Genomic DNA, 23,385 nt, shown 5'->3' with positions numbered 1-23,385 from the left:
CTTTTTGCTTGACAAAATACTTAATCAGCTTAATATTTAAGGTAATTAAGTAAAAATGAAAGGAGTTTTTATGGAAGAAAAACCCGTCAAAGCGACAATGATCGAACGGCTGTTTCGAACGTTCAATTTACTGAAGGAGAAAGTGGACAGTTCCGGGCAAATCCGCCCGCGCCAAATCGTCATCCTGCGCTACATTCACAAATGTCCCAATCATCGCACGACGATCTCGAACCTCGCCCGACACTACCAAATCACCGATGCCGCCGCGTCCCAGATGGTGACGTATTTTGAAAAAAAGGGGTGGGTGGAAAAAGTGCGCACCGAGTTCGACCGCCGCGTCGTGTACGTGAAAGTCAGCGACGGCTTCATGGCCGAAATGAAAGAAAAATTCACGCAAATGATGGAAGACGTCAACAACTACATGACGTATTTAGGTCCCAAGGACGCCCTCGCCCTTGAGCGCATCCTCGAAAAGACGATCCGCTATATGGAAGATGAAACGCCGGAGGAAGAAAACGTATGACCAAACTCATTCGCTATCTCAAGCCATTTGGCCTCTCGATCGTGCTCATTGTCGGCCTGCTGTTCGGGCAGGCGTGGGCCGAGCTCGAGCTGCCCGCCTACATGCAAAACATCGTCGATGTCGGCCTGCAAAACAACGGCATCGAAAGCGACGTGTATCCCGTCCTGTCCCAAAAGACGATGCAAGGCTACCTGCTGTTCGCCACGCCGGCCCAGGCCCGGCAAATCGAGGACGCGTACAAACTTGTGACGCCAAAGGACGCGACCGCCAGGCAAAAAGAGGACATCCCCGCGCTCAAAACCGAGCCGGTGTACATGCTCAATGAAGACATTTCTAAAACGGAGCGGGAACGGCTTATGGACACATGGCAAGTGCTCGAGCTTTGCGCGATGGCCGTCCACGAGTCGAAAACGCCGGTTGCCGTCAACGAGCAGACGCTCCCCGTCATCCAAAAACAAGCGAAACGGATCATGGACGAGCAAGGCGGCTCCTTGCTGGACAGCATGCAGGCCCAAATGCTCAAACGCGAGTACGAAACGCTTGGCGTTGATTTGGAGTCCATGCAACAAAACTACATCATCCATGGCGGCCTTGTCATGCTTGGCTTTACGCTTGTCAGCGCCGTGTGCGCCATCGCCGTCGGCTTTTTAACCGCCAGACTGGCGGCCGGCTTCTCGCGCCACGTGCGCAAGGACGTGTTTAAAAAAGTCACCGGCTTTTCCCAGCAGAACTTTCAGCATTTCTCGACATCGACACTGATTACCCGGACGACCAACGACGTCCAGCAAGTGCAGATGGCGCTCATGATGATTTTGCGCATCGTGCTGTACGCGCCCATCATCGGCATTGGCGCCCTTGTCCACGTCCTCGAATCCGAAGCCGATTTGACATGGATCATCGCGCTCACCATCGTCGTTCTGCTCTCGCTGGTTGGCACGCTGTTTTTGCTCGTCATGCCCAAGTTCAAGATCATGCAAAAGCTCACCGACGCCCTCAACCGCGTCGTGCAGGAGATCCTGGATGGCATGCCCGTCATCCGGGCGTTCAACCGCCAGGAAGTCGAGCAGGAAAAGTTTTCGACCCGCAACCGCGACATCACGAAGGTGTCGCTGTTCACGACCCGGACCATGTCGCTCATGATGCCGCTCATGATGTTCGTGCTCAACGGAACGACGTTGCTTATTTTGTGGTTTGGCGCCAAGCAAGTCGATCTTGGCCAGATCCAGATTGGAAGCATCATGGCGTTCATGCAGTACTCGATGCAAGTCATCATGGCGTTTTTGATGCTCACCGCCGTTTCCATCATGCTGCCGCGCGCCAACGTGTCCGCCCAGCGCATCAACGACGTGCTCGTCGCCCCCGACTATGTCGTGGAAACGAAATCGCCTAAGCCGTTTGACGAACACAAGCGCGGCGTCGTCCGGTTCGACCACGTGTCGTTCAAATACCCGGACGCTTCCGAATACGTGTTGCAGGACGTCGACTTTGAAACGAAGCCCGGCGAGATGACCGCGTTCATCGGCAGCACCGGCTCGGGCAAGTCGACGCTCATCAATCTTGTGCCGCGCTTTTACGACGTGACGCAAGGGGCGATTTACGTCGACGGGCAAAACATTCAGGACGTGTTGGCCAGCGATTTGCGTGAAAAGATCGGCTACGTGCCGCAAAAGGGCGTGCTGCTTTCCGGCACGATCGAGTCCAATTTGAAATACGCCAGCGAAACCGCCGGCGAGGACGTGATCGAACAGGCGCTCGATATTTCGCAGTCCACGTCCTTTGTCAGTGAGAAGCCCAAGGGGATCCATAGCGAGATCGCCCAGGGAGGCACGAACGTGTCGGGCGGCCAGCGGCAGCGGCTCTCGATTGCCAGGGCGATCGTCAAAAAGCCGGAAATCTACATTTTCGATGACTCGTTCAGCGCGCTCGACTACGAGACGGATGCCAGACTGCGCGAGGCGCTCATGAAAAAGGCGCGGGCCGACCAGAGCACGATTTTGGTCGTCGCCCAGCGCATCTCGACGATTTTGGACGCTGAGCAAATCATCGTGCTCGACGAGGGGAAAGTCGTGGGCAAAGGCACGCACGAGCAGCTGATGAAGACGTGCCGGGTGTATCAGGAAATCGCGCTTTCCCAGCTGTCGAAGGAGGAATTAGGGTATGCCGCATAAAAAACGAGTGCATGAGAAACCAAAAAACATGAAAAAGACGATGCGGCAGCTGCTTTCGTATATGGCGCCGTACAAATGGGGCTTTTTGATCGGTATCGTCTGCGCCGTGGCCTCGGTGGCGATCGCCGTCATCGGCCCGAAGATCACGGGTGATATCATTACCGAAATCGCCGACGGATTCATGAACAAGGTGCAGGGCATTGGCGGCATCGACTTTGACGCGATCCAAAAGACGTGCGCCATCTTGCTGGCCATTTACGCGTTTAGCGCGGGTATGGAATACGCGCAAAGCTTCATTATGGCGACGGTGTCGAACAAGATCGGGTATCGGCTGCGTCGTGAGATGAGCGAGAAAATCGACCGGCTGCCGTTTTCGTATTTCGACACTCATTCGCGCGGCGACGTCATTTCGCGCTTCACCAACGACATCGACACGATGGTGCAGTCGCTCAACCAGTCGCTGGCGTCGATGATTTCCAACGTCGTGCGCATCGTCGGGTATTTGTGGATGATGCTTTCGATTTCGTGGCAGATGACGCTGCTCGCGCTGCTCATCATCCCGCTTTCCTTGTTTGGCGTCGTGTTTTTGATGAAAAACTCGCAAAAGTACTTTTTGTCCCAGCAGACGTCGCTTGGCTTGCTCAACGGGCATATCGAGGAAATGTATGGCGCCCATGAAATCGTGACCGCGTTCAACGGCCAGCAAAAAAGCGTGGACCAGTTTGAAACGTACAACGACCAGCTGTACCGCAGCGCGTGGAAGTCACAGTTTTTATCGGGTCTGATGCAGCCGCTCACGATGATGGTCGGTAATCTGGGCTACGTGGGCGTCAGCATTTTGGGCGGCTATCTCGTTTTGCATCAGGTCATCGCGATTGGCGACATCCAGTCGTTTATCACGTACACGCGCAGCTTCACCCAGCCGATCAACCAGATCGCGCAGTCGATGAACATGCTCCAGTCGACGATGGCAGCGGCCGAGCGCGTCTTTGGCTTTTTGAACGAGGCCGAGGTGCTGCCCGACACGAGTGATCCGGTTCCGGTGTCCTTTGAAGGCAAGTCCCTCATCCAGGGACAGGTGGCGTTTGAGAACGTCCGGTTTGGCTATACGCCGGACAAGACGGTCATCCGCGACTTTTCGATGTTCGTCAAGCCGGGGCAGAAAATCGCGATTGTCGGACCGACAGGCGCGGGCAAGACGACGATCGTCAAGCTGCTCATGCGCTTTTACGAGCTCAACGGCGGCGCGATCTATATCGACGGCCACGACACGCGCACGTTTACGCGCAAGGACTTGCGTTCGCTAGTCGGCATGGTGCTCCAGGACGCGTGGCTGTTTGAGGGCACCATCCGCGACAATTTGAAGTTTGGCAATCCGGACGCGAGCGAGGCGCAAATGGTGAAGGCCGCGCAAATGGCGCATGTCGACCACTTTATCGAAACGCTCGACCACGGCTACGACACGGTGCTTGGCGAAGGCAGCTCGAACGTGTCGCAAGGACAGCGTCAGCTGCTGACGATCGCCCGGGCGTTTTTATCCGATCCGAAGATCCTCATTTTGGACGAGGCGACCAGCTCGGTGGACACGCGGACGGAAGTGCTCATTCAAAAGGGCATGGACGCCTTGATGGAGGGGCGGACGAGCTTTGTGATCGCGCATAGGCTGTCGACGATTCGCAACGCGGACGCCATCCTTGTCATGAACGAGGGCGACATTGTCGAGATTGGCAATCACGACGCTTTGATGAAGCGCGACGGCTTTTACACGAAGCTGTACAACGCGCAGTTCTCGAGCGAGGAGGAGTAACGTTTTGAAAAAGCGGGGTGAGATGAAGCATCCCGCTTTTTGGGTGGCACGACAATGGCAATCGCGCGATAAATTTCGTATAAAAGAAGGACAGGAACGAAAGGATGGAGCAAGATGAAAAGACAAGTGAAAAACAACGTGTACTGGATCGGGTACATCGACTGGGAGCTTAAGCATTTTCATGGCGATGACTACTCAGTCGAGCACGGATCAAGTCAAAACGCGTATTTGATCGAGGAGGAAAAGACGGTGCTGATCGACACGGTGTGGCTGCCGCACCGGTTTGAGTTCGTGGACAATCTGGAACAGGAAATCGACTTGCGAAACATCGACTATATCGTGGTTAACCATGGCGAGTGCGACCACTCGGGCGCGTTGAATACGCTGATGGAAAAAATTCCCGACACGCCGATCTACTGCACGGCCAACGCGGTGAAAAGTCTGGAAGGCCAGTACGGGAAAAAGGGATGGAACTTCCATGTCGTCAAGACGGGGGACACGCTGGATATCGGCAACGGAAAACAGCTGATTTTTGTCGAGATGCCGATGCTGCACTGGCCCGACTCGATGGCGACGTATATGACGGGCGACAACATTTTGTTTTCGAACGACGCGTTTGGCCAGCATTACGCGGTTGAGGAGCTGTTCAACGACAAGGCGGATGCGTGCGTTATGAACCGGGAGGCGATGAAGTACTTCGCGAATATCCTGAATCCGTACGCCCCGCTGCTGACGCGCAAGCTCAAGGAAATCGAGGCGCTGCGTTTGCAAATCGACATGATCGCCCCGAGCCATGGCGCGATTTGGCGAACGGAGCCGATGCAGATCGTGGAAAAATACGCAAAATGGGCCGACGCCTATCAGGAAAACCAGGTGACGATCGTGTACGACACGATGTGGAACGGTACCGAGAAGATCGCCCACGCCATCGCCAAAGAAGTGTCCAGCCAGTCGCCGGATACGGTGGTGAAAGTGTTCAACATTTCCAAAACCGATAAAAACGATATCATGACGGAAATCATGAAGTCGAAGGCGATCGCGGTTGGTTCGCCAACGGTTGGCAACGACATTTTGTCGAGCGTGTCGGGATGGCTCGCCTTTTTGAAGCAGCTGAAATTCAAAAAGAAAAAAGCGGGCGCGTTTGGCACGTGGGGCTGGAGCGGCGAGAGCGTGCCGCATTTGCAGCAGTATTTGAAAGACGCCGGTTTCGACGTCATCGAGGAAGGCGTGAAGGTGTACTGGGCGCCAAAAGAAGAGGATTGGGAAGCCATTCCCGGCTTTGTGCAGTCTTTGTTGCAGTGAAAACAGCGAATATGGATCCTATAACGAGTGGAAGGTATCAAATCTTTCCGCTTTTTTGTGAAACAGAAAAATCTTTTTTTGTTTGTGTTTTAGGGGGAAATTGTTATAATCGGAATGAAATATTTCAACCCCGTCTTTCGACGGGTCATCCCAAAACGATCTTTCCATGGAAATCCTAAATAGAAAGGAATTTCTTATTCATGTCCAACAAAGACATCACCCAAAAGGCGCTTCTTCGCGTCCCCGATGTGTTCGCCTCTCTTGTGAACCTGCTTTTGTTTCACAACGCGCCCATCATTTCTTCGAATCAGATCCGCTATCTTGACATCCCCAGCCATTTTGTATTCGACGACTCCCTTCATGACTTGTATCGCGACGTTTGCGCCATGATTCTCGACAAACAAGGAAACCCGCTTTTTATCGTCTGCTTTGAAAACCAGATTTGGCGCGACTGGACGATGCCTATACGCGCCTTAGGCTATGGCGACACCCTCTACTTTTGGCAGCGAAGCCAGATCCTTCACAAATCGAAAGCTCCATTCGAGATCCCTCTTTCCCGTTTTATTCCGTGTGTCATATTTGTTCTGCATTATGGCGACGATGCCTGGAACGCCAAATCCCTGGATGATTTGACCCGGCTTGAGAAGACGCCCTTCTTGAAACCCTTCGTTTCCGGTTATACAATGAATTTAGAAAACATCGCGTGGTGGAGCGAGGAGAAAATCGCGTCGATTCGAAGTGATTTTCGGATCATCGCGGATTATTGCGCGCAAATCCGGCGCAGCCGGAAGAAGGATCCGGACCATCCGATGTACGAACCTCCAAAACAATGGAAAATCGAGCATGTGGAGGAGACGCTGATGACGCTGGCGGCTTTTTCCAATGACAGGAAGCTGACCGAGGCGCTGTATGTGTATTTGGAACAATTTGATTTATACGAGCGAAAGAAAGGAGGGATCACGATGCGGAGTGTGATCGATTATATCGAAAAGAAAGCTTATTTGAAATTTGAGAAAAAGGACAAGGAGTACAACCGGCAGCTAGAGGAAAAAGACCGTCAGTTAGAGGAAAAGGACCAGCAACTTGGTCAAATGACTTCAACTCTTGTCGTCTTAGCCCAACAGAAAATGGTTTCGGAAGAACTAACGGCCGAACAGGCATGCGATGCTCTTGGATATTCGGATGCCATTCGCAAGCTTGTGCTTCCATACCTTGTCAGCTGATCAAAGATGGATTTTATGAAAGTGGAAGGGTGGATGCTTCCACTTTCAATGCGTTTGAGAAGGGAGGGAATGCGATGCGATGGACTTTTTCGTGGGCCGGCCTTGTCTTTTTGGCAATGCTGATCGTGCCCAATTTGCTGTGGACAAAAGTTCGTCCAAAAGGATACGACCAACTGGAACAGCAGGAAAACCGCGTTCTTGTCGCGCTGGAACGAATCGGACAAGTCGCGATGAGTGCTTGCGCGCTTTTTGAAAACAAGTCGCCCCGTTCCTGGCTGTGGCTAGTCGTCGTGTTTGGATGCATGGGCTTGTATGAGCGGTACTGGATCCGCTATTTTCGAAGTCACCACACGCTACAAGACTTCTATCGGGATCTGGGGATGATCCCGATACCCGGCGCCGTTTTGCCAGTCGCGGCGGGTTTCAGCCTGGCGGTATATGGACGCAATCCGTTTTTGTTGGGAGCGACAGTGATCTTCGGCATCGGACATGTCGGAATCCATTGGAGGCATCGACAGGAAAGAAAATAACAAGCATCAAAAAAAGATTGTGTGGATTTCTTTAAACACACAATCTTTTCCTTTATTATGGCTATCGCTTTTTATTCATCGCCCTCAGCTTCACAATCAGAACGATTTCCACGACAGCCAGTCCGATCGAAATAAAAACAGGCTAGCGCCGGATCGTGAATCCAAGCAGAGCGGCGATGAAGATGAGCAAATAGACGAGGACTTGTTCATTCCGTTTCACTTATTTCTCTTTTTTCTGCCGCTCTTTGGCGGTCACGATCAAATCCCTGATGTCAAAAGGCGTCGTGTCTTCCTCCACTTCGTACACGTTGACAAACGGCACGTCCTCCCTGGTACGAAGCGGAAATTCCGACTTGGCCGTCACGTCGTTCCAGTCGCATTCGATCTTGCCGATATACATGTTCGGCACCCCCTTCCGGCTTTCCAGCGGAGTGATTGGCCGGTCGTTGCACACATAAAGCAATTCGTAGCCGCGCCGGAACGTTTCATACTCGTCTTTGGCGTCGACAAGCCTCATCACGCCTTTGGCGATGACACTGCGATAGTCGTGCCGGTGGCCTTTGTACGGCCGGTCCGGAAAATCGTTGAACGCGCTGAACTCCAGGCAGACGCGCGGGTCCTTGCGCAGCAAATCCACTTTTTTGCCGCGCTTCATGCAGTGCACGTACACGAGCAGCTTCTCGTTTTTGATCTCGAAGCCGTAGTTGACCGGCACGACGTATGGATAGCCGTCCTCGTCGTTCATCGCGATGTTCACGTGCTGAAACTGCTTCAGCATTTCCTCAATCAAGACCGGGTCGAATACTTCCCGTTCAAAATGGATCATTTTTTCGTTCCTTTCTTTTTCCTTGGTTTCTTTTCCGGCAAGTCGTTCCACATGCCCGCCAGCAAAGCTGCGACGCGCTCCTTGTTGTCAAAGTCGTCGAAGACGTGCATCAGCTGTTTCGAGCCTTCGTACGGATAGTCGAGCGGTTCGCCCTGGAGCATGGCATCCGATGTCGGCGTGCGCTTAAGCAAACATTGCTCGTCGCACAAGTCGCCGATGAGCTTGTCGTTAAGATACAGGCAGTACTCGCCCATCATCGACCGCACCCGGACGGCTCCCGCGATGGAAAACGACTCGATCACATAGTCGCAAAACGCTTTGGATGTCGCCATTGTATTCCCTCTCTTTCTTTTTCCATTGTATCAAAATCTCACTCTTTCGTTGCAATGAAAAACAAAAAGGGGTATGATGCAAATGTTGATAAATCAACTTTAAAGGAGGGCGAGTATGATCACCCGATTTGAACGCTTCACACTGATCCTTTTCGAAATCATGAAATACTGGAACAAGATCGCTAGCGACATTATGAAAGGCGAGGGACTCAAAGGCACCCACGCCTTGTACATTATCACGCTGTCCCGCTTTCCGGATGGCGTCACCGCCGCCAGGCTCAAGGACATTTGCCAAAAAGACAAAGCCGAGATTTCCCGGTCGCTTGCCACGCTTGAAGCCAAAGGGTTCGTCCACAAAGCCGGCCGCTACAACGCCCAGGTCAGGCTGACCGAAAGCGGCCAGGCGCTCGCCAGGCGGCTCAACACGATCGCGCACAAAGCCGTCGACCAGGCGGGATCCGCTTTGGACGAGGACGAGCGCGAAATCATGTACAAGTGCCTTGGCTCGATTGCCGCCAACCTGCATTCCATCAGCAAGGAGGACCTCACCCGATGAACCCGATTCAAAAAGGCGCGTGCCGCCTCGTCCAGCAGGCGTTCCACATCGCGATGCCGATCCTGCCGTACCGCGATCCGGAATGCTTTTCCTCGCTCAAGGACGCCGAAAAGCTGTTTAACGCATGGAGCGGGCGAACGGTTCTTGTCGTGACTGATCCGTTGTTAGCGAAAAGCGCGATGGCCGCCACGCTCATCGACGCGCTGTTTTGTCAAAACGTGTCGTGCGTGCTGTACGACAAAACGCAAGCCAATCCGAAAGTGTCTGACGTCGAAGCGGCGCTCGAACTGTACCATCAGTACGACTGCTCGGCGCTCATCGCCCTGGGCGGCGGCTCGAGCATCGACTGCGCCAAAGCTATCGGCGCGCGCGTCGCGTTTCCAAACAAGCCGTTGTCCAAACTCAAAGGATTGCTGAAAGTATACAAATCCATACCGCCGCTTGTTGCCATCCCGACGACCGCCGGCACCGGCAGCGAGGTGACGCTGGCCGCGGTCATCACCGACGAGCGAACGCATCACAAATACACGATCAACTCGTTTACGCTTATTCCAAAATATGCCATTCTCGATCCTGAGCTGACGCGCACTTTGCCGCCGCATTTGAGCGCGACGACCGGCATGGATGCGCTGTGCCACGCCGTCGAGGCGTACATCGGCCGCTCCAACATGAGCAAGACGCGACAGTACGCCAAAGAGGCGGTGCGATTGATTTTTGAAAACATTGAGCGGGTGTACGCGGATGGAAACGACATGGTCGCCTGTGAGCACATGCTGCGCGCCTCGTTTTTGGCCGGCAAGGCGTTCACGCGCGCGTATGTCGGCTATATTCACGCCATCGCCCACGCCTTAGGCGGCCAGTACAATATTCCCCACGGGTTGGCCAACGCCATCATCATGCCGTACATGCTCGAACGCTATGGGCAAAGCGTCCATAAGCCGCTACACGAGCTGGCGGTGTGCGCCGGATTGAGCACGCCATTGGAAAGCGACGCGCTCGGCGCCGAAAGGTTCATCCAGGCGATTCGCTGGCTCAACGTGATGATGGGCATCCCGGCCACGATCGGGCAGATCCAGGAAGAGGATATCCCGACGATGGCCCGTCACGCGGCCAGGGAAGCCAATCCGCTTTACCCGGTGCCGTCGCTTTTGGACGAAGGCGAGCTGGAAGCGATGTTTTACCGATTGAAAAATTTGGAAGTCCGCCAAAAAGAGCGGGCCTGGACCCAGCCAATTCCGGCTTATCGGCCGCGCTCCTCGGTTTAATCGCGTGCCTGCCGCCGGCTCACCACGCCACATAAGGAATGTCCCTCATTTCCGGCGTGGGGCGGCATGTACAAGACGAGGTGCAGGAAGCCTTTCGACAGCTTCTTGACGGATAGCCAGTTGGATGAGAAATCGTTGTTTCGCGGTTTCTCTTTTTTTGTTGACTCTCCTGTTGGGGGAGGGACTACAATGAGGATGCTTAAGCGAAAGAGGTGCCTTATGATTTCCATTGGAAAATTTTCAAAGACATGCCACGTCAGCGTGAAGACGTTGCGGCTATACGACCAGCTCGGCTTGCTGAAGCCTGTGTACATCGACGAAAACACAGGGTATCGCTACTACGAGCCCGATCAGCTGGACACGATGATCGCGATACAGCGCTACAAGCGCTTCGGCTTCACGCTGGACGAAATCAAAACGATGCTCGATCGTCCCGCCAAGGAAAACGTAGACACGTTGCTCGTCAAACAAGCCGCGCTCCTCGTGCAAAAGCGGGAGCTGGAAATGGCTTTGCGCGATCTTCACATTTTGATCGAGCGTCTGGAAAGGAAAGAGGAAATGCCACAAAACACATTTGAAAACTACACAATCGACGAGCTGGAGCAAAAACCGCTTCCAGTATACGGGCTTCGCAAAACAATGGGGATCGGCGACTTTGGAACCGCCTATTCCGAAATCTTCGAGAAGCTGTACCAAAACGGCGTCAAGGACTTTGGCTTGACTGGATCCCGCTATTTCGACCAGGAGTTCGACGAAGGGGCCAGCGACATCGAAGTGTTTGTCGAAGTCGATCCGGCTCTGGCCAACGACACGATCGAAGGCGGCACGATGATCCACACGACGCACAAAGGGCCGTATTCCGGCTTGCCGGAAGCGTACGCCGCCATCGTGAAATGGATGGAGGAAAACGGATACGAGCAGGCGGGCGCGCCCTACGAGCTGTACACGAAGTGCGGCGTGAACCGCTATCCGTTGGATCAGTGGGAGACGGACATTTATTTCCCGGCTCGAAAAAAAGGCGAATAGGAAAACGAAACAAAGGAACGGATTGAAAAATCGGTTCCTTTTTTTAGGGGGCGTCGGGTATAATAAAAAAACAGGAGGAATGGATAAAATGGATAAAACAATCACATTGGTCGCCACCGATCTCGATGGCACCTTGTTGAACAATAAAAAACAAGTCACGCCGGCGACAAGAGCGGCGATGAAGCAGCTCAAAAACCACGGGATCCTGTTCGGCATCGCGTCCGGACGACCCGTCGAGTCGGGGCAGATCCTCGTCAAGGACTGGGGGCTTGAATCGGACATCTCGTTTTTGATCGGGATGAACGGGGGCGTCATTTACGATATGCGCACCGGACAAAAGGAGCAGTTCCATCTCATGGATGGCGAGCTCATTTTGGAAATCATGGACCACTTCAAGGACATGGACGTGATTTTCCAGGTCATGGTCGGCAACGACCGCTACGTGAACAAGTCGACCGAGGAAACAAGGGCGCACGCCAAACTGTTCGGAGAAAACGAGATCCTCGTCGATTTGAAAGAATTCGTCAAAGGACGGAAAGTGAACAAGCTCATTTTGTACATGGATCCATCGTACATGGACGCGGTGAAGGCGCGGGCCGCGACGTTCTCGAATCCGAAGTACACGAGCTTTGCGACCGCGAACAACTTGTACGAGTATGTCGATCCTGCCATCAACAAAGGCTTTGGCATTCAGAAGATTTGCGAGCATTTCGGCATCACGCCGGACCACGTCGTGGCGTTCGGTGACGCGAGCAACGATAAGGAAATGATCGAGTATGTCGGCTGCGGGGTGGCGATGCAAAACGCCAGCGACGACATCAAGGCGGTGGCCGACGTCGTATCCGAGTACACCAACGAGCAGGACGCCCTGGCGCACTTTGTCAACGACTGCATTTTACCGGCCAATCCGGACCGATTGGAGCGTGACGCGAATGTCAAAATGGGATGACGTGTACATCGGCTTGTGCCAGACGATTTTAAGCGAGGGGCGCGAAGTCGCCAACCGGACCGGCGTCAACACGATTAAGATCCCGACGTTCCACTTCACGCTGGACGTAGGCGAGGAGTTTCCGATCCTGACGACCAAGCAGCTGTTCATACGGCAGGCCGTGCTCGAAATGCTTTGGATCTACCAGGCGCAATCCAACGAGGTGACGTGGCTGCAAGAGCGCAACGTGCACATCTGGGACAAGTGGATGATCGACGCCAACGGAGACTGGCGCGACGAAAACACGGGCGCGGTGCTCAAGCATTTCGACCCGTCCATGGCGGGCACGATCGGCACGGCGTACGGCTACATCGTGCGCAAGTACAAGCTCATCGACAAGCTGATCGACTCGCTCAAAAACGACCCTGAGGACCGGCGACGCGTCGTGTCGCTTTGGCAGGATGCCGAGCTGGATACGGCCGTGTTGCCAAGTTGTGTTTGGAGCTCGGAATGGGACGTGACGGACGGCAAGATCAACGTGCTCGTCCACCAGCGCAGCTGTGACGTGCCGCTCGGCCTGCCGTTCAACGTGACGCAGTACGCGGTGCTGCTGTGCATGATCGCGCAAGTGACCGGCTACAAGCCCGGAACGCTGTCGTGGTCGATCAAGGACGCCCACATCTACGTCAACCAGGTGGACGGCGTTCGCGAGCAAATCGCCCGCTACGAGGCGAAAGGCTCGCTGCCGGCGCCAAAACTGTGGCTCAATCCGGACGTAACGGACTTTTACGATTTCGATTCGAGCGCGAAATGCGCGGATGTCAAGCTGGAAGGCTACGAGCATATGGGCAAGATCTCGTTTGCCCTGACACAGTGAGGTGATCCGATGAAATTGATCGAGATCGCGGCGATCGGGCAAAACCGGGAGCTTGGAAAAGGTAACGCGATGATTTGGCATTTGCCGGCGGATTTGAAGTTTTTCCGCCAGCAGACGCAGGGACACGCGATCGTCATGGGGCGAAAAACGTTCGAGTCGCTGCCCAAAAAGCTGCCGGGCCGCCACCATATCGTCATTTCGTCGACGATGCCCGCCAGCGAGGATGTCGAGGTGTTCGAAAGCCTGGACGCGTTTTTCGACGCCTACAAGCACCACGACCAGACGGTGTACGTGATCGGGGGCGGCATGCTGTATGGAGAGCTGCTGCCGTATTGCGACGAGCTCGTCCTGACGCACGTCGAGGCGGCCGATCCGCAGGCGGAAGTGTTTTTTCCGGCGTTCGACCTGGATGATTTTGTGGTCGAGCCGATTGACGAAGGTGTGGATGGCGGTCTGGCGACGCGCCACGTGCGGTATATCCGCAAAAAATAAGAAAAAAAAGGGAGGGAAATACGATGGGAAACATGACAAAGGAAATGTACGAACAACGGATGGAGCAGGAAAAGGCGAAACGGGAAATCGTAAAAAGCGATCCGAACCGGCTGCGCTTTCACTTGCAGCCGCCGGTGGGCTGGCTCAACGATCCCAACGGGCTGTGCCAGGTGGATGGCGTGTACCACATTTACTACCAGTACTCGCCATTCGAACCGCTGGGCGGCACGAAGCTGTGGGGTCACTACACGACGAAGGATTTCGTTCATTTCAAGGACCACGAGCCGTTTTTGTACGCGGACTGGCGCTATGACGAGCGCGGGGTGTACAGCGGATCCGCGTTTGTGGAAGATGGTATGATCCACTTCTTTTACACGGGCAACGTGAAGCTGTTCGACCGGGACGACTATGACTACTGCAACAACGGCCGGGAACAAAACACGATCCATATGACGAGCAAAGACGGTTTTTCGCACACCGAAAAGGAGCTGGTCATGACGAACAGCGACTATCCGGCGGACATGTCGACCCACGTACGCGATCCGAAGATTTTCAAAAAGGATGGCGCGTACTACATGGTGCTGGGGGCCCGGGACGTCGACAGCCACGGGCTGCTGCTGATGTATCGTTCCACCGATTTGAAAGACTGGACGTTGTTTGACCGGCTGACGATGCCGGACTTTGGCTATATGTGGGAGTGTCCGGATTTGTTCGAGCTGGACGGCGAGCTGTTTCTCGTGTTCTCGCCGCAAGGTTTGGAAGCCAAAGGCTGGGACAACCGCAACGTGTACCAGACGGGCTATTGCCGGCTGGACTACGATTTCGACACGAAGGAATACGCGTTTTCGCTGTTCCAGGAGCTCGACCGGGGCTTTGACTACTACGCGCCACAAAGCTTTTTGGACGAGCAAGGACGCCGCATTCAGTTTGGCTGGATGGGTATGGGGGACGCGCCGTACACGAACGCACCGACCATCGAGCGTGGATGGCAGCACGCGCTGACGCTACCAAGAGAGCTGCGCGCCAAAGACGGACATTTGTACCAAACGCCAATCGTGGAAATCGAGCAGCTTCGCCAGGAGAAATACGAGTCCTCAATCGCGGATTTCGCGGATCCGGGCTTTGGAAAAAGCTACGAAATGATCGTGACGTTTGCGCAAAGCGCGCCGTTTTCAATCACGGTGGACGACGAGGCGACGTTGGCCTACGACGGCAGCGTGCTGCGGCTGATGATGAACGAAGGCGGCTATGGACGCGACGAGCGCGGCATCGAGATCGACGCGGTGAAAAATATCCGCCTGTTCAAAGACACGTCCTCGCTGGAAATTTTCGTGAACGACGGCTGGACGGTGTTCTCTTCGCGGGTTTATTCAACAGGAGAGCCAAGCGTGCGCATCGAGGCGCAAGGCGAGGGAACCGTGACGATGTATGCGCTTGACTCGATTGAGATGGAAAATGCGTAGCGAGCTGGCGGAGTTTCAGGAATATGTCGGCCGCTATGATTTGACAGACGACAAGGTCCGGTTGAAAGTCGTGCACACGATGAAAGTGTGCGCGTTGATGGACGAGCTGGCCCAATCGCTTGGACTTAGCGAACGGGAGAGAGATATCGCGTATGTGACCGCACTCTTTCACGACATTGGCCGGTTCGAGCAGCTGCGCCGGTATGGCACGTTTGTCGACTATCAAAGCGTGGACCATGCCGATCTGGGCGTGCAAATCCTCAAAGAGGAAGGGTTGCTGGATGGCTTTGGCGACGAGGAGAAGGAGCGGATCCTGACGGCGATCGCCCTCCACAACAAGTACGAGCTGCCCATGCTGGACGAGAAGACCCTGTTGCTGGCGCGCATGATTCGGGACGCGGACAAGTGCGACATCTTCCGGGTGTTCGCTTCGAAAGATTTGACGAGCGCGACGTCGACGACGCTTTCCTCGGTGCAAGACGAGGTGGTGTCGGCTGAAATCGAGCGGATGCTTTTCGAGCACCGGTGCGTGGAAAAGGAAAAGCGCAAGACCGGACTGGACGTGTGGATGACGTTTTTGGGCTTTTTCTTCGATATGAATTTTTCGGAAACGATCCGGATCGCAAAAAAACAAGGATACTACCGCCAGCCGTTTGATGGCGTGGCGTTCACGAGGGCGCAGGAGCAAATCGACCGGATTTTGGCGGAAGTGGAGCGCTATATTGACGAGCGGCTGCAAGAAAACGTTTAAAAAAAGAAAGTAAAAGCAAAAAGACGCGAAAACGTCTTTTTTTAACTCATATATTTTTGGATGAATTGCTTGATTTTTCGTTCGTAGTTTTTCGGGTCGAGATAGTACGACTGGGCGTGATCGGCCTGGGGAACGAACAGCTGGTCTTTGGGCTGCGGACAGGCGGCGTAGAGGCGCTCGGCCATCGAGAATGGAACGAGCGTGTCTTTCATGCCGTGGATAAAAAGCATGGGCACTTTGGCGTGCGCCACTTCCTCGATTGGCTGAATCGTGGACAGGCTGGCGTGCTCGTGCGTGAAGAACAGGGCGGCGATCCAAGGATAGAGCGCTTTGGATAAATGCGCCATGCCTAACGTATGTTCGAACTCGGTTTTCGCGCTGGCGTAGCCGCAGTCCTCCACGATGAATTTGACATTGTCCGGCGCGGTCGCGGCCAGGGACATGACGATTGCGGCGCCCATGGACATGCCGTGCAGGACGATGGCGCACTCGTCGCCAAAGTGCTCGACGATCCAATGGATCCAGTCCAGGGTGTCTTCGGTTTCCTCCAGACCGAATGTGATGGTGTGGCCGTCGCTGGCGCCATGGGCCTGGTGGTCGAGCAGGATCACATTGAAGCCTTGTTCCAAATAAAACGGTACGAAGGCGCAAAACTCGTGGAAGCCGTCGGTCCGGTAGCCGTGGGCGCAAAGGACATAGCGCTTGCTTGGAACGGAGGCCGGGAACAGCGTGGCATGCAGGTGCCGGCCGCTCGCGCTGCAACGGTGGAGCGGCTGCTGGTCGAGATCTTCGAGCGCTTCGAGTTTTTGTTTTTTGAACTGCTCGATGCGTTTGAAGTAGGGATTGGGCATTTGCTCGTCTTTGAACGATAGCGGCTTGGCGTCGCGTTCGAAGATGAACCGGTACACTTTTTCATTGAGGACGGCGCATCCCGCGGCGAGGGCGCCAAGCGAGGCGAGCAGGATTCGTTTTTTTGTTTTGTTTTTCATGCTTCCATTGTAATCCGCGGGAATAAAAAAAAGAAGCGCTGAGCTTCTGGTGTATGAAATCGGTGGTTCGGTATCCTTAACGAAGAGGAGGTTTACCAACCAACACGTAAACGTAATTGCTATTGTTGTTCATCTTTCTTTCCTCCATTGACTTTTTACACCTTCAATATATCACCCAAATCTTTAAAATCAAGACCTTTGAAACACTTTTTTTGACTTTCTACATGTACTCAACATATGTACAAATATGGTGAACAAATTGATTTATGTTTACAAAATGAGTACAAATATGTGAAAAAAGAAAGAAAAATCGAAAATAAATTGTTTAAGATTTTCATGAAGATCGCTGGAAGAAAAGAAAGAAAATGGAAGGAATTTTTTCTGTTTCAGAACTTTCTTCTCACGCGGATTGCGTAAATTGCTTGAAAAAAACGATACTTTTTTTTCCTGACATATTGGGAATTTCCTTTAAATCGTATATAATGAAAGGGATTTAAAAATATTTTTTAGAAAGTAGAGTGAATTGATTATGAATAAGAATCGGAAACGTTTCGCGACAATCCTTCTTTCATGTCAAGTAACCGCTATGGTCATTCCGAGCACGACGGCGTTCGCACATACTTTGGAGGGCGATGAAACGCCCCCGGTTGTGACGCAGTCGAACGATCCGAACGGGCAGACGCCGGAAAACGAAATCGTCGTTGAGCCGGCGGATTCGATGCCGCCGGAGATTCCGCCAGCCACGGAGGGGACGGGACCGGCTACGCCTCCATCCGAACCGGAGGAACCCCCTGCGGATCCAGTCGATCCGACGCCAAACCCGGAGCAACCCGCACCGGACGAGCCAGCAGAACCGACACCCGATCCGGAACCGGACGAGCCGGAAACGCCGGAGGAGTCCAAGCCGGACCAATCCAAACCGGCGCAGACCCCGGACAAACCGGCGCTGGATACGATCAAGCCGTCGGAACCGGTGGTGAAGGAGGAACCGAAAGCGGAGGCGCCAAAAACAGAGCGGCCGGTTGTCGAGATGGTGAAGCCAACGATCGCGTACGAGGAGAAAAAGACGGAAAGTTTGACGACGTCGTTCGCGGATAAAGGCTACGCGGGCAATTTGAAAAAGGCGATGAAGCTGGATGATTTTAAAACAGCGAATTTGACAAGCTTTTTAGGCAATGGAAACCCGTTCATGGTCGGGCAGTGCACGTGGTTCGCATGGGCGCGTTTTTACCAGGTGTACGGTTTTGATTCGGGCGCGCGCGGCAACGGAAAGACGAACGCGTTCGAGATCGTCGCGGCGCATGGCGACAAGTTTGAATTGAGCAGCACGCCGGCGGCGGGCGCCACATTCAGCATGGAGCGCAACACCCTCATGCCACAGTATGGCCATGTTGGCTTTGTCGAAGCGTTTGATGGAGAATACGTTTGGATCTCGGAAGGAAATGTCATGTTCAATGGACGTGGCGGCAACATCTGGGTCCACAAAGTGCGCTGGAGCGATTTCAGAGCCGCGTATCCGGATATCGTATTCGCCATTCCGAAAAAGGGCGTGTGCGACCTCGAGGAAAGCCAAAGCGAGACCCAAACCAAACTGGTGAAGACCAAACCGGAAAATGAAAAGAAGAAAATCACGCTGAAACGCGCGGTACGGAAAAAATATCCGCCGCGCCGCACACCGATGATGGAGTAAGCGAACAGTCGACCTGCGGGTCGGCTTTTTTGTTAGAGAAACCAATGGATATGATTTCAAACAATAAATTTTTTTCATTTTTAAAAACGAATAAAAACAAGGAATTAAAAAATACAAAAAATGTAAGTATATATGATATAAAAAAGTGAAAAAACCGCAATTTTTGTTAATGGATGCGTTGCTATTTTTTTGCCAACCGAGTATAGTGGATGTATTGACGAGAGGATCTTGTCAAAGTGGGAAAGGACAATGATTCTTCCCGCAGTCACACAGTACATTTGAATTTTAGAAAGGTAGATGAAGAACATGAACATGAAAAAATTAGCAGGCGCTTGCTTGGCAGCCACGATGCTGTTCAGCGCCGCTCCAGTATTCGCAGCAGACAACAGCTCGACTGCAGGTGATGTAGACAAATCGCCAACGTTGACTTATCCAGCTGACAAAGCGCCAAGCGCTTCGACAGATGCGAAAGTAGACGGAAAAGATGTTGAAATCGTAAAAGAAAACCTGGATGAAGCAACTTTGAAAGAAGTTGACACGAACGAAAAAGTTCTTGGTATCCTTGCAGACGCAGGTTACAAAGCCCCAGCAGGTGCAACGGTCGTTGTAGCAGGTGCTGAATACGACGCGCAGGTTGACGGAAAAGATGTAACTTTGAAAGAAAAAGTTGAAATCGCCTTCAACATGGCAGGAACTGAATTCAAAGCCGGCGAGCCAGTATTTGTAATGCACAAAATGGCAAACGGTGAATGGGAAGTCATCGCTTCTTATGTAAACTCGAAAGGCGAAGTCGTTGTTGAACTCAATGGTCTTTCTCCTGTTGTTATCGCGAAAGTGATGAGCAATGGCGAAGTTGTAAAAGTTGACTACGAAGCACCAGCTGCTGGCACAACAACAAAGACTTCGACAAAAACAGTTAAAAAATCTCCTAACACGGGATTCTAAGATTTAAATTTAGATCACAAAAGCTTAAGTATTAAATGTGTACTTGTGTGAATGTCTAGGCATGAAGAAGGCCGGAGGGCAGCGTGCTTGCTGTTCTCCGGCCTTTTCACTGATAAAAGGAGGGGAAGCACATGGTTCGTGTGAAAAAAATCATAATCGGGATCCTGGCTGTTTTGGTTCTTCTCAATCTGGCGGTCGTGGGCGGATTGTGGTACTTGCGTTCGAAAGGAAGCGAGAGCATCCGCAGCGAGAACCAGACGAATCGGGAAGGCTATTATGTCAACTATCAAGGGAAAGAATACAAATACAATGACGACATGATCAACATTTTACTGCTGGGGATTGATAAAAAGGGAAATATCGAAGACGAGGTGCAAGGTATTCAAGGGTTGGCGGACACGATCATTTTGGTAAGTCTGGATACGACCAACAACAACCTCTACATGACGGCGATTCCGCGGGACACGATGGTCGAGATCCGGCAAACCGACGTGGAAGGCAATTTCGTGCAGACGACGCAGGACAAGCTCACCTTGCAGTACGGCTATGGCAAGGACGCCAGAGAAAGCAACGAGCTGATGGCGAAAACGGTATCCAACTTGATGCGCAACCTGCCAATACAGCGGTACTGCACGATCAACCTCGACGCGATTCCGATTTTGAACGATACGATTGGCGGTGTGGACGTGACGGCGCTGGAAACGGTGCAAACATCGTCGGGAACGGTGTATTTTACCGAAGGGGAGCTGGTGCACTTGATGGGCGACGACGCCCGCAAATACATTCAGATTCGGGACGTCAACCAAATCGGCAGCGCCATGGGGCGGCTGAACCGCCAAAAGCAATACATCAACGCGTTTTATTCCCAGGCGGTGCAGGCGGTCAAAAAAGACTTGGGCCTACCGCTTGGTTTATACAACGCGCTTCAGCCCTACATGTACACGAATTTGACGCTCGAAGACGTGACATATTTGGGAACCGAAATGCTGAACATGCATTTCAATCCGGAACAGCTGACGCAAATTCCAGGCGAAGCCGTTTTCGATGAAAACTACCATGGCGGCCGCACGGTGTTTCGCGTGGACGAAGACGGGTTGCAAAAATGGATCATGGACACGTATTATACAGAAGTGACTCCGGAAGAGGAAGAACAGTAAGAAAAGGAAACGAGAGGTAGAAAATGATGAGAATGAAAAAAAGGCTGCGGTTTTTGACTTTGGGACTCATGGCGTTCGCGCTGGTGCTGTCCGGCTGCTCGAGCTCGAAAGAAAAAGAAGTTGGAAAAGCCCAGGAAGAATATTCGGAAGTGCAAAAAAGCGTGGTGGCCGACGCCGACGATCCAATGGCGAAAACAATCGACTTCGCCGAGCTGGATGAAATCAATCCGGACGTGATTGGCTGGATTTACATTCCAAACACATCCGTCGATTACCCCATCATGCAAAGCGAGGACGACGCGAAATACTTGACGACGACGTTGCGCGGCGAAACGAACGAGACGGGTTCGATTTACACTGAAAAGTACAACGCGAAAGATTTTAGCGATCCAGTGACTGTTATGTACGGCCATACCGTGTTCTCGGACGATCAGTCGTACGACGCGATGTTCTCTGACTTGCAAAAATACAAAGACGAGGCGTTCTTGCAGGAAAACCCGTACATTTACGTATACACGCCTTCCAAAACGATCCAATACCAAATCTTCTCTTGCGTGACCTTCGATGACCGCTACATTTTGGGAAACTACCAGTTCAACGATCCGACCGATTTCCAAAACTATGTCGACGAGCTGCGTAGCACGCCGGGGGCGATCACAAACCGGGATTTGAATATCGCACAAGACGACAAGGTGCTCACGCTTTCGACGTGTGTTGGCGTGGGGTCGGATCAACGCTGGCTTGTCAACGCGATCGAAGTGGAGGAAGTCGCGCGCTAGGCCAAAGAAAAGCTCGGTTTTCATCGAGCTTTTTTAACTTTCAGTCTTTATTTCGCCGAAGTATGATGGTAGAATAAAGTGCGATACGTTGAAAATATTAAGTTTGTGGATCTGGAAGGGATTTATGCGCACAGAAAAGAGAAGGGAAGGAATCTATGCCAAACAGATATAAGAAAAACACTTCGTTAAGACGGGCCAGCATGATGGCAGCCCAGCCGGTATATCAGGAACCCGTGGAAGATTCGGATGAGATCACGATCGACTTGCATGAGTTGTGGACGATGCTTCGCAAGCACGCGATGCTGCTCGTCGTTTTGACGGTTTTATGCGGTGTGCTTGGAGGAGTCGGCACAAAACTGCTCATTCCCAAGACGTATTCTTCTTCGGCTTCCATCTTTTTGACACCAATGGTTTCCGATGCCGGATACGTCGATGTCAACTCGATGAACTCCAATGAAAAGCTCATCAACAACGTAATGACGCTGATCAAGCAAAACAATATCATGTCGCGGGTAGCCAAAGACACAGGACTTGGCTCCTCGCAGGAGGCGGCCGACGCGCTAAGCGTCACGAACACGGCCAACACGACGCTTGTCACGATCACCGCGGTGACCGAGGACGCCAGATTGTCGAAAAACATCGTGTCTTCGACCGTGAACACGTTCATCGAGCTGATGAAGGACACGCTCAATGTTCGAAACATTGAAATCGTCGACCAGCCGAAGCTCTCCTTCGTGCCGGTCGGACCGCATGTGAAGCGCAACGCGCTCATCGGCGCCGTATTGGGATTTGGATTGGGATGCTTGTACGTCGTTCTCCAGGTCGTGATGGACAAGCGCCTCAAAAACAAAGAGGAAGCGGAGAAGTACTTAGGCATTCCGGTACTTTGCCAGCTTCCGGATCTCGATGCCTAGCTTTATCGACATGCACTCGCATGTCGCCTGGGGCATTGACGACGGCATGCCGGATCGGGACGACGCCAACGCGTCGCTTCGCGCGGCCGCCCAGGACGGGCTGGTCGCCATTTGCTCCACGCCGCACTTTGTCGGCGGACAGCTTGACGATTCGCTTGTCGAAGCCATTTTCGCCCGTCAAAAACAGCTCGCCGCTCTGGCGGACTCGTACGGCATCAAAATTTATTCGGGCGGGGAAATGTTCATGAACGAGTCGTTCATCCGCCTGCTTGACGAGGGCTGGTACCAAACTCTGAACAACTCGTGCTATTTGTTGTGCGAATTCGATGTCCAGCGCGATATCCACACGATTAGCGCGTACAACGATTACTTGTATGAAATTGAAGTGCGCGGCATGATCCCGGTCATCGCGCACGTCGAACGCTACTTCCACGAAGGGCTGGACATGGACATTATCGAAGACTGGAAAAATAAAGGCTATGTCTTCCAGATCAACCGGACCTCGCTGCAAGGACTGCATGGATCGACCATTCAAAACAACGCGTGGACATTGCTCGAAAACGGATACGCGCATCTGGTGTGCACCGACACCCATCGGGCCAGCGGCCACCGGGTGGCGATTTTGTCCGATATCCACGAAACCGTCGTGGAGCGGGTTGGCGAGGCGTGGGCGACGGAGTTGTTCTACAACAACCCGCTGCGCATTTTGCTGAACCGGAAAGTGCACGATTTGGATCCGGATCAAAAAGTGGAGCCGCAAACGTCTTTTTTCAAAAAAAGCCGGACCTGGCTGCGGCGTTAATTGTGTATAAAGATGTCGAAAGAAAAAAAACGGCATCTTT

The 23,385-nt window shown here is 52.9% G+C and carries 23 protein-coding genes; 20 read left to right on the top strand and 3 right to left on the bottom strand.

The genetic code is table 11. The annotated features are described in order from the left end of the window. Window positions 1–70: 70 nt before the first annotated feature. The 6 genes from E5336_RS08030 (at window position 71) to E5336_RS08005 (ending at window position 7,553) form a co-directional block, all read left to right on the top strand. The gene (locus E5336_RS08030; RefSeq protein WP_168353608.1) at window positions 71–523 is read left to right on the top strand and encodes a MarR family winged helix-turn-helix transcriptional regulator; all 453 of its coding nucleotides are present in this window, start codon (window positions 71–73) and stop codon (window positions 521–523) included. Beyond that, window positions 520–2,691: an ABC transporter ATP-binding protein gene (locus E5336_RS08025; protein ID WP_135980601.1), complete on the top strand. Its 2,172-nt coding sequence runs from the start codon at window positions 520–522 to the stop codon at window positions 2,689–2,691. The genes E5336_RS08030 and E5336_RS08025 overlap by 4 nt, the downstream gene beginning before the upstream one ends. Continuing rightward, window positions 2,681–4,498 (top strand): ABC transporter ATP-binding protein, encoded by a 1,818-nt coding sequence (locus E5336_RS08020; RefSeq protein WP_135980600.1) that lies wholly within the window; start codon window positions 2,681–2,683, stop codon window positions 4,496–4,498. The genes E5336_RS08025 and E5336_RS08020 overlap by 11 nt, the downstream gene beginning before the upstream one ends. A 114-nt stretch (window positions 4,499–4,612) precedes the next feature. Then, complete coding sequence (locus E5336_RS08015) at window positions 4,613–5,800, top strand: oxygen-binding di-iron domain-containing protein (protein WP_135980599.1); 1,188 nt, start codon at window positions 4,613–4,615, stop codon at window positions 5,798–5,800. Between the two features lie 200 nt (window positions 5,801–6,000). Then, complete coding sequence (locus tag E5336_RS08010) at window positions 6,001–7,023, top strand: hypothetical protein (protein WP_135980598.1); 1,023 nt, start codon at window positions 6,001–6,003, stop codon at window positions 7,021–7,023. A gap of 74 nt (window positions 7,024–7,097) precedes the next feature. After that, on the top strand, window positions 7,098–7,553 hold the full coding sequence (locus E5336_RS08005; RefSeq protein WP_135980597.1) for a hypothetical protein: 456 nt from the start codon (window positions 7,098–7,100) through the stop codon (window positions 7,551–7,553). 220 nt (window positions 7,554–7,773) lie between these two features. On the opposite strand, the gene E5336_RS08000 is transcribed toward E5336_RS08005, so the two are convergent. Both E5336_RS08000 and E5336_RS07995 read right to left on the bottom strand, forming a co-directional pair. Then, complete coding sequence (locus tag E5336_RS08000; RefSeq protein WP_135980596.1) at window positions 7,774–8,379, bottom strand: pyridoxamine 5'-phosphate oxidase family protein; 606 nt, start codon at window positions 8,377–8,379, stop codon at window positions 7,774–7,776. After that, window positions 8,376–8,711 (bottom strand): TfoX/Sxy family protein, encoded by a 336-nt coding sequence (locus E5336_RS07995; protein WP_135980595.1) that lies wholly within the window; start codon window positions 8,709–8,711, stop codon window positions 8,376–8,378. Before E5336_RS07995 ends, E5336_RS08000 begins: the two co-directional genes overlap by 4 nt. 115 nt (window positions 8,712–8,826) lie before the next feature. Here E5336_RS07995 and E5336_RS07990 point away from each other — a divergent pair, with 115 nt between their 5' ends. The 8 genes from E5336_RS07990 to E5336_RS07955 all read left to right on the top strand — a co-directional run bounded on the left by E5336_RS07990 (window position 8,827) and on the right by E5336_RS07955 (window position 16,069). Beyond that, window positions 8,827–9,267, top strand: coding sequence for a MarR family winged helix-turn-helix transcriptional regulator (locus tag E5336_RS07990; RefSeq protein ID WP_135980594.1), 441 nt, complete (start codon window positions 8,827–8,829; stop codon window positions 9,265–9,267). Next, on the top strand, window positions 9,264–10,532 hold the full coding sequence (locus E5336_RS07985; protein ID WP_135980593.1) for an iron-containing alcohol dehydrogenase: 1,269 nt from the start codon (window positions 9,264–9,266) through the stop codon (window positions 10,530–10,532). Before E5336_RS07990 ends, E5336_RS07985 begins: the two co-directional genes overlap by 4 nt. Window positions 10,533–10,751: 219 nt before the next feature. Continuing rightward, a complete protein-coding gene (locus E5336_RS07980) occupies window positions 10,752–11,558 on the top strand; it encodes a MerR family transcriptional regulator (protein WP_168353607.1) in 807 nt (268 codons plus the stop codon). An 88-nt stretch (window positions 11,559–11,646) separates the two neighbouring features. Continuing rightward, the gene (locus tag E5336_RS07975; RefSeq protein ID WP_277820825.1) at window positions 11,647–12,507 is read left to right on the top strand and encodes a Cof-type HAD-IIB family hydrolase; all 861 of its coding nucleotides are present in this window, start codon (window positions 11,647–11,649) and stop codon (window positions 12,505–12,507) included. Continuing rightward, window positions 12,491–13,363: a thymidylate synthase gene (thyA, locus tag E5336_RS07970; protein WP_135980590.1), complete on the top strand. Its 873-nt coding sequence runs from the start codon at window positions 12,491–12,493 to the stop codon at window positions 13,361–13,363. The genes E5336_RS07975 and thyA overlap by 17 nt, the downstream gene beginning before the upstream one ends. Before the next feature lie 9 nt (window positions 13,364–13,372). Further along, window positions 13,373–13,855, top strand: a complete 483-nt coding sequence (locus E5336_RS07965; RefSeq protein ID WP_135980589.1) for a dihydrofolate reductase — start codon at window positions 13,373–13,375, stop codon at window positions 13,853–13,855. Window positions 13,856–13,878: 23 nt separating this feature from the next. Continuing rightward, window positions 13,879–15,318: a glycoside hydrolase family 32 protein gene (locus E5336_RS07960; RefSeq protein WP_135980588.1), complete on the top strand. Its 1,440-nt coding sequence runs from the start codon at window positions 13,879–13,881 to the stop codon at window positions 15,316–15,318. After that, complete coding sequence (locus E5336_RS07955) at window positions 15,311–16,069, top strand: HD domain-containing protein (protein ID WP_168353606.1); 759 nt, start codon at window positions 15,311–15,313, stop codon at window positions 16,067–16,069. The genes E5336_RS07960 and E5336_RS07955 overlap by 8 nt, the downstream gene beginning before the upstream one ends. A gap of 41 nt (window positions 16,070–16,110) precedes the next feature. Here E5336_RS07955 and E5336_RS07950 read toward each other — a convergent pair whose 3' ends face one another. Further along, on the bottom strand, window positions 16,111–17,058 hold the full coding sequence (locus tag E5336_RS07950; RefSeq protein WP_135980586.1) for an alpha/beta hydrolase: 948 nt from the start codon (window positions 17,056–17,058) through the stop codon (window positions 16,111–16,113). 529 nt (window positions 17,059–17,587) lie between these two features. Between E5336_RS07950 and E5336_RS07945 the strand changes: the two genes are divergently transcribed. The 6 genes from E5336_RS07945 (at window position 17,588) to E5336_RS07920 (ending at window position 23,345) form a co-directional block, all read left to right on the top strand. Then, a complete protein-coding gene (locus E5336_RS07945) occupies window positions 17,588–18,748 on the top strand; it encodes a CHAP domain-containing protein (protein ID WP_277820824.1) in 1,161 nt (386 codons plus the stop codon). Window positions 18,749–19,060: 312 nt separating this feature from the next. Then, the gene (locus tag E5336_RS07940) at window positions 19,061–19,693 is read left to right on the top strand and encodes a hypothetical protein (RefSeq protein WP_135980584.1); all 633 of its coding nucleotides are present in this window, start codon (window positions 19,061–19,063) and stop codon (window positions 19,691–19,693) included. 131 nt (window positions 19,694–19,824) lie between these two features. Further along, entirely contained in the window at window positions 19,825–20,850 is a 1,026-nt protein-coding gene (locus E5336_RS07935; protein ID WP_135980583.1) for an LCP family protein, read from the top strand. Window positions 20,851–20,873: 23 nt separating this feature from the next. After that, window positions 20,874–21,629 carry a class B sortase gene (srtB, locus tag E5336_RS07930; RefSeq protein ID WP_135980582.1) on the top strand — a complete coding sequence of 252 codons (756 nt, stop codon included), beginning with the start codon at window positions 20,874–20,876 and terminating at the stop codon, window positions 21,627–21,629. 155 nt (window positions 21,630–21,784) lie between these two features. After that, on the top strand, window positions 21,785–22,543 hold the full coding sequence (locus E5336_RS07925) for a YveK family protein (RefSeq protein WP_135980581.1): 759 nt from the start codon (window positions 21,785–21,787) through the stop codon (window positions 22,541–22,543). Then, window positions 22,536–23,345, top strand: a complete 810-nt coding sequence (locus E5336_RS07920) for a tyrosine-protein phosphatase (protein ID WP_135980580.1) — start codon at window positions 22,536–22,538, stop codon at window positions 23,343–23,345. The genes E5336_RS07925 and E5336_RS07920 overlap by 8 nt, the downstream gene beginning before the upstream one ends. The last annotated feature ends 40 nt before the right edge of the window (window positions 23,346–23,385 follow it).

The organism is Dubosiella muris, assembly GCF_004793885.1.
Lineage (GTDB): Bacteria > Bacillota_I > Bacilli_A > Erysipelotrichales > Erysipelotrichaceae > Dubosiella > Dubosiella muris.
The sequence above is the reverse complement of the archived record's forward strand: the minus strand, read 5'-3'. Positions and strand labels throughout refer to the sequence as shown.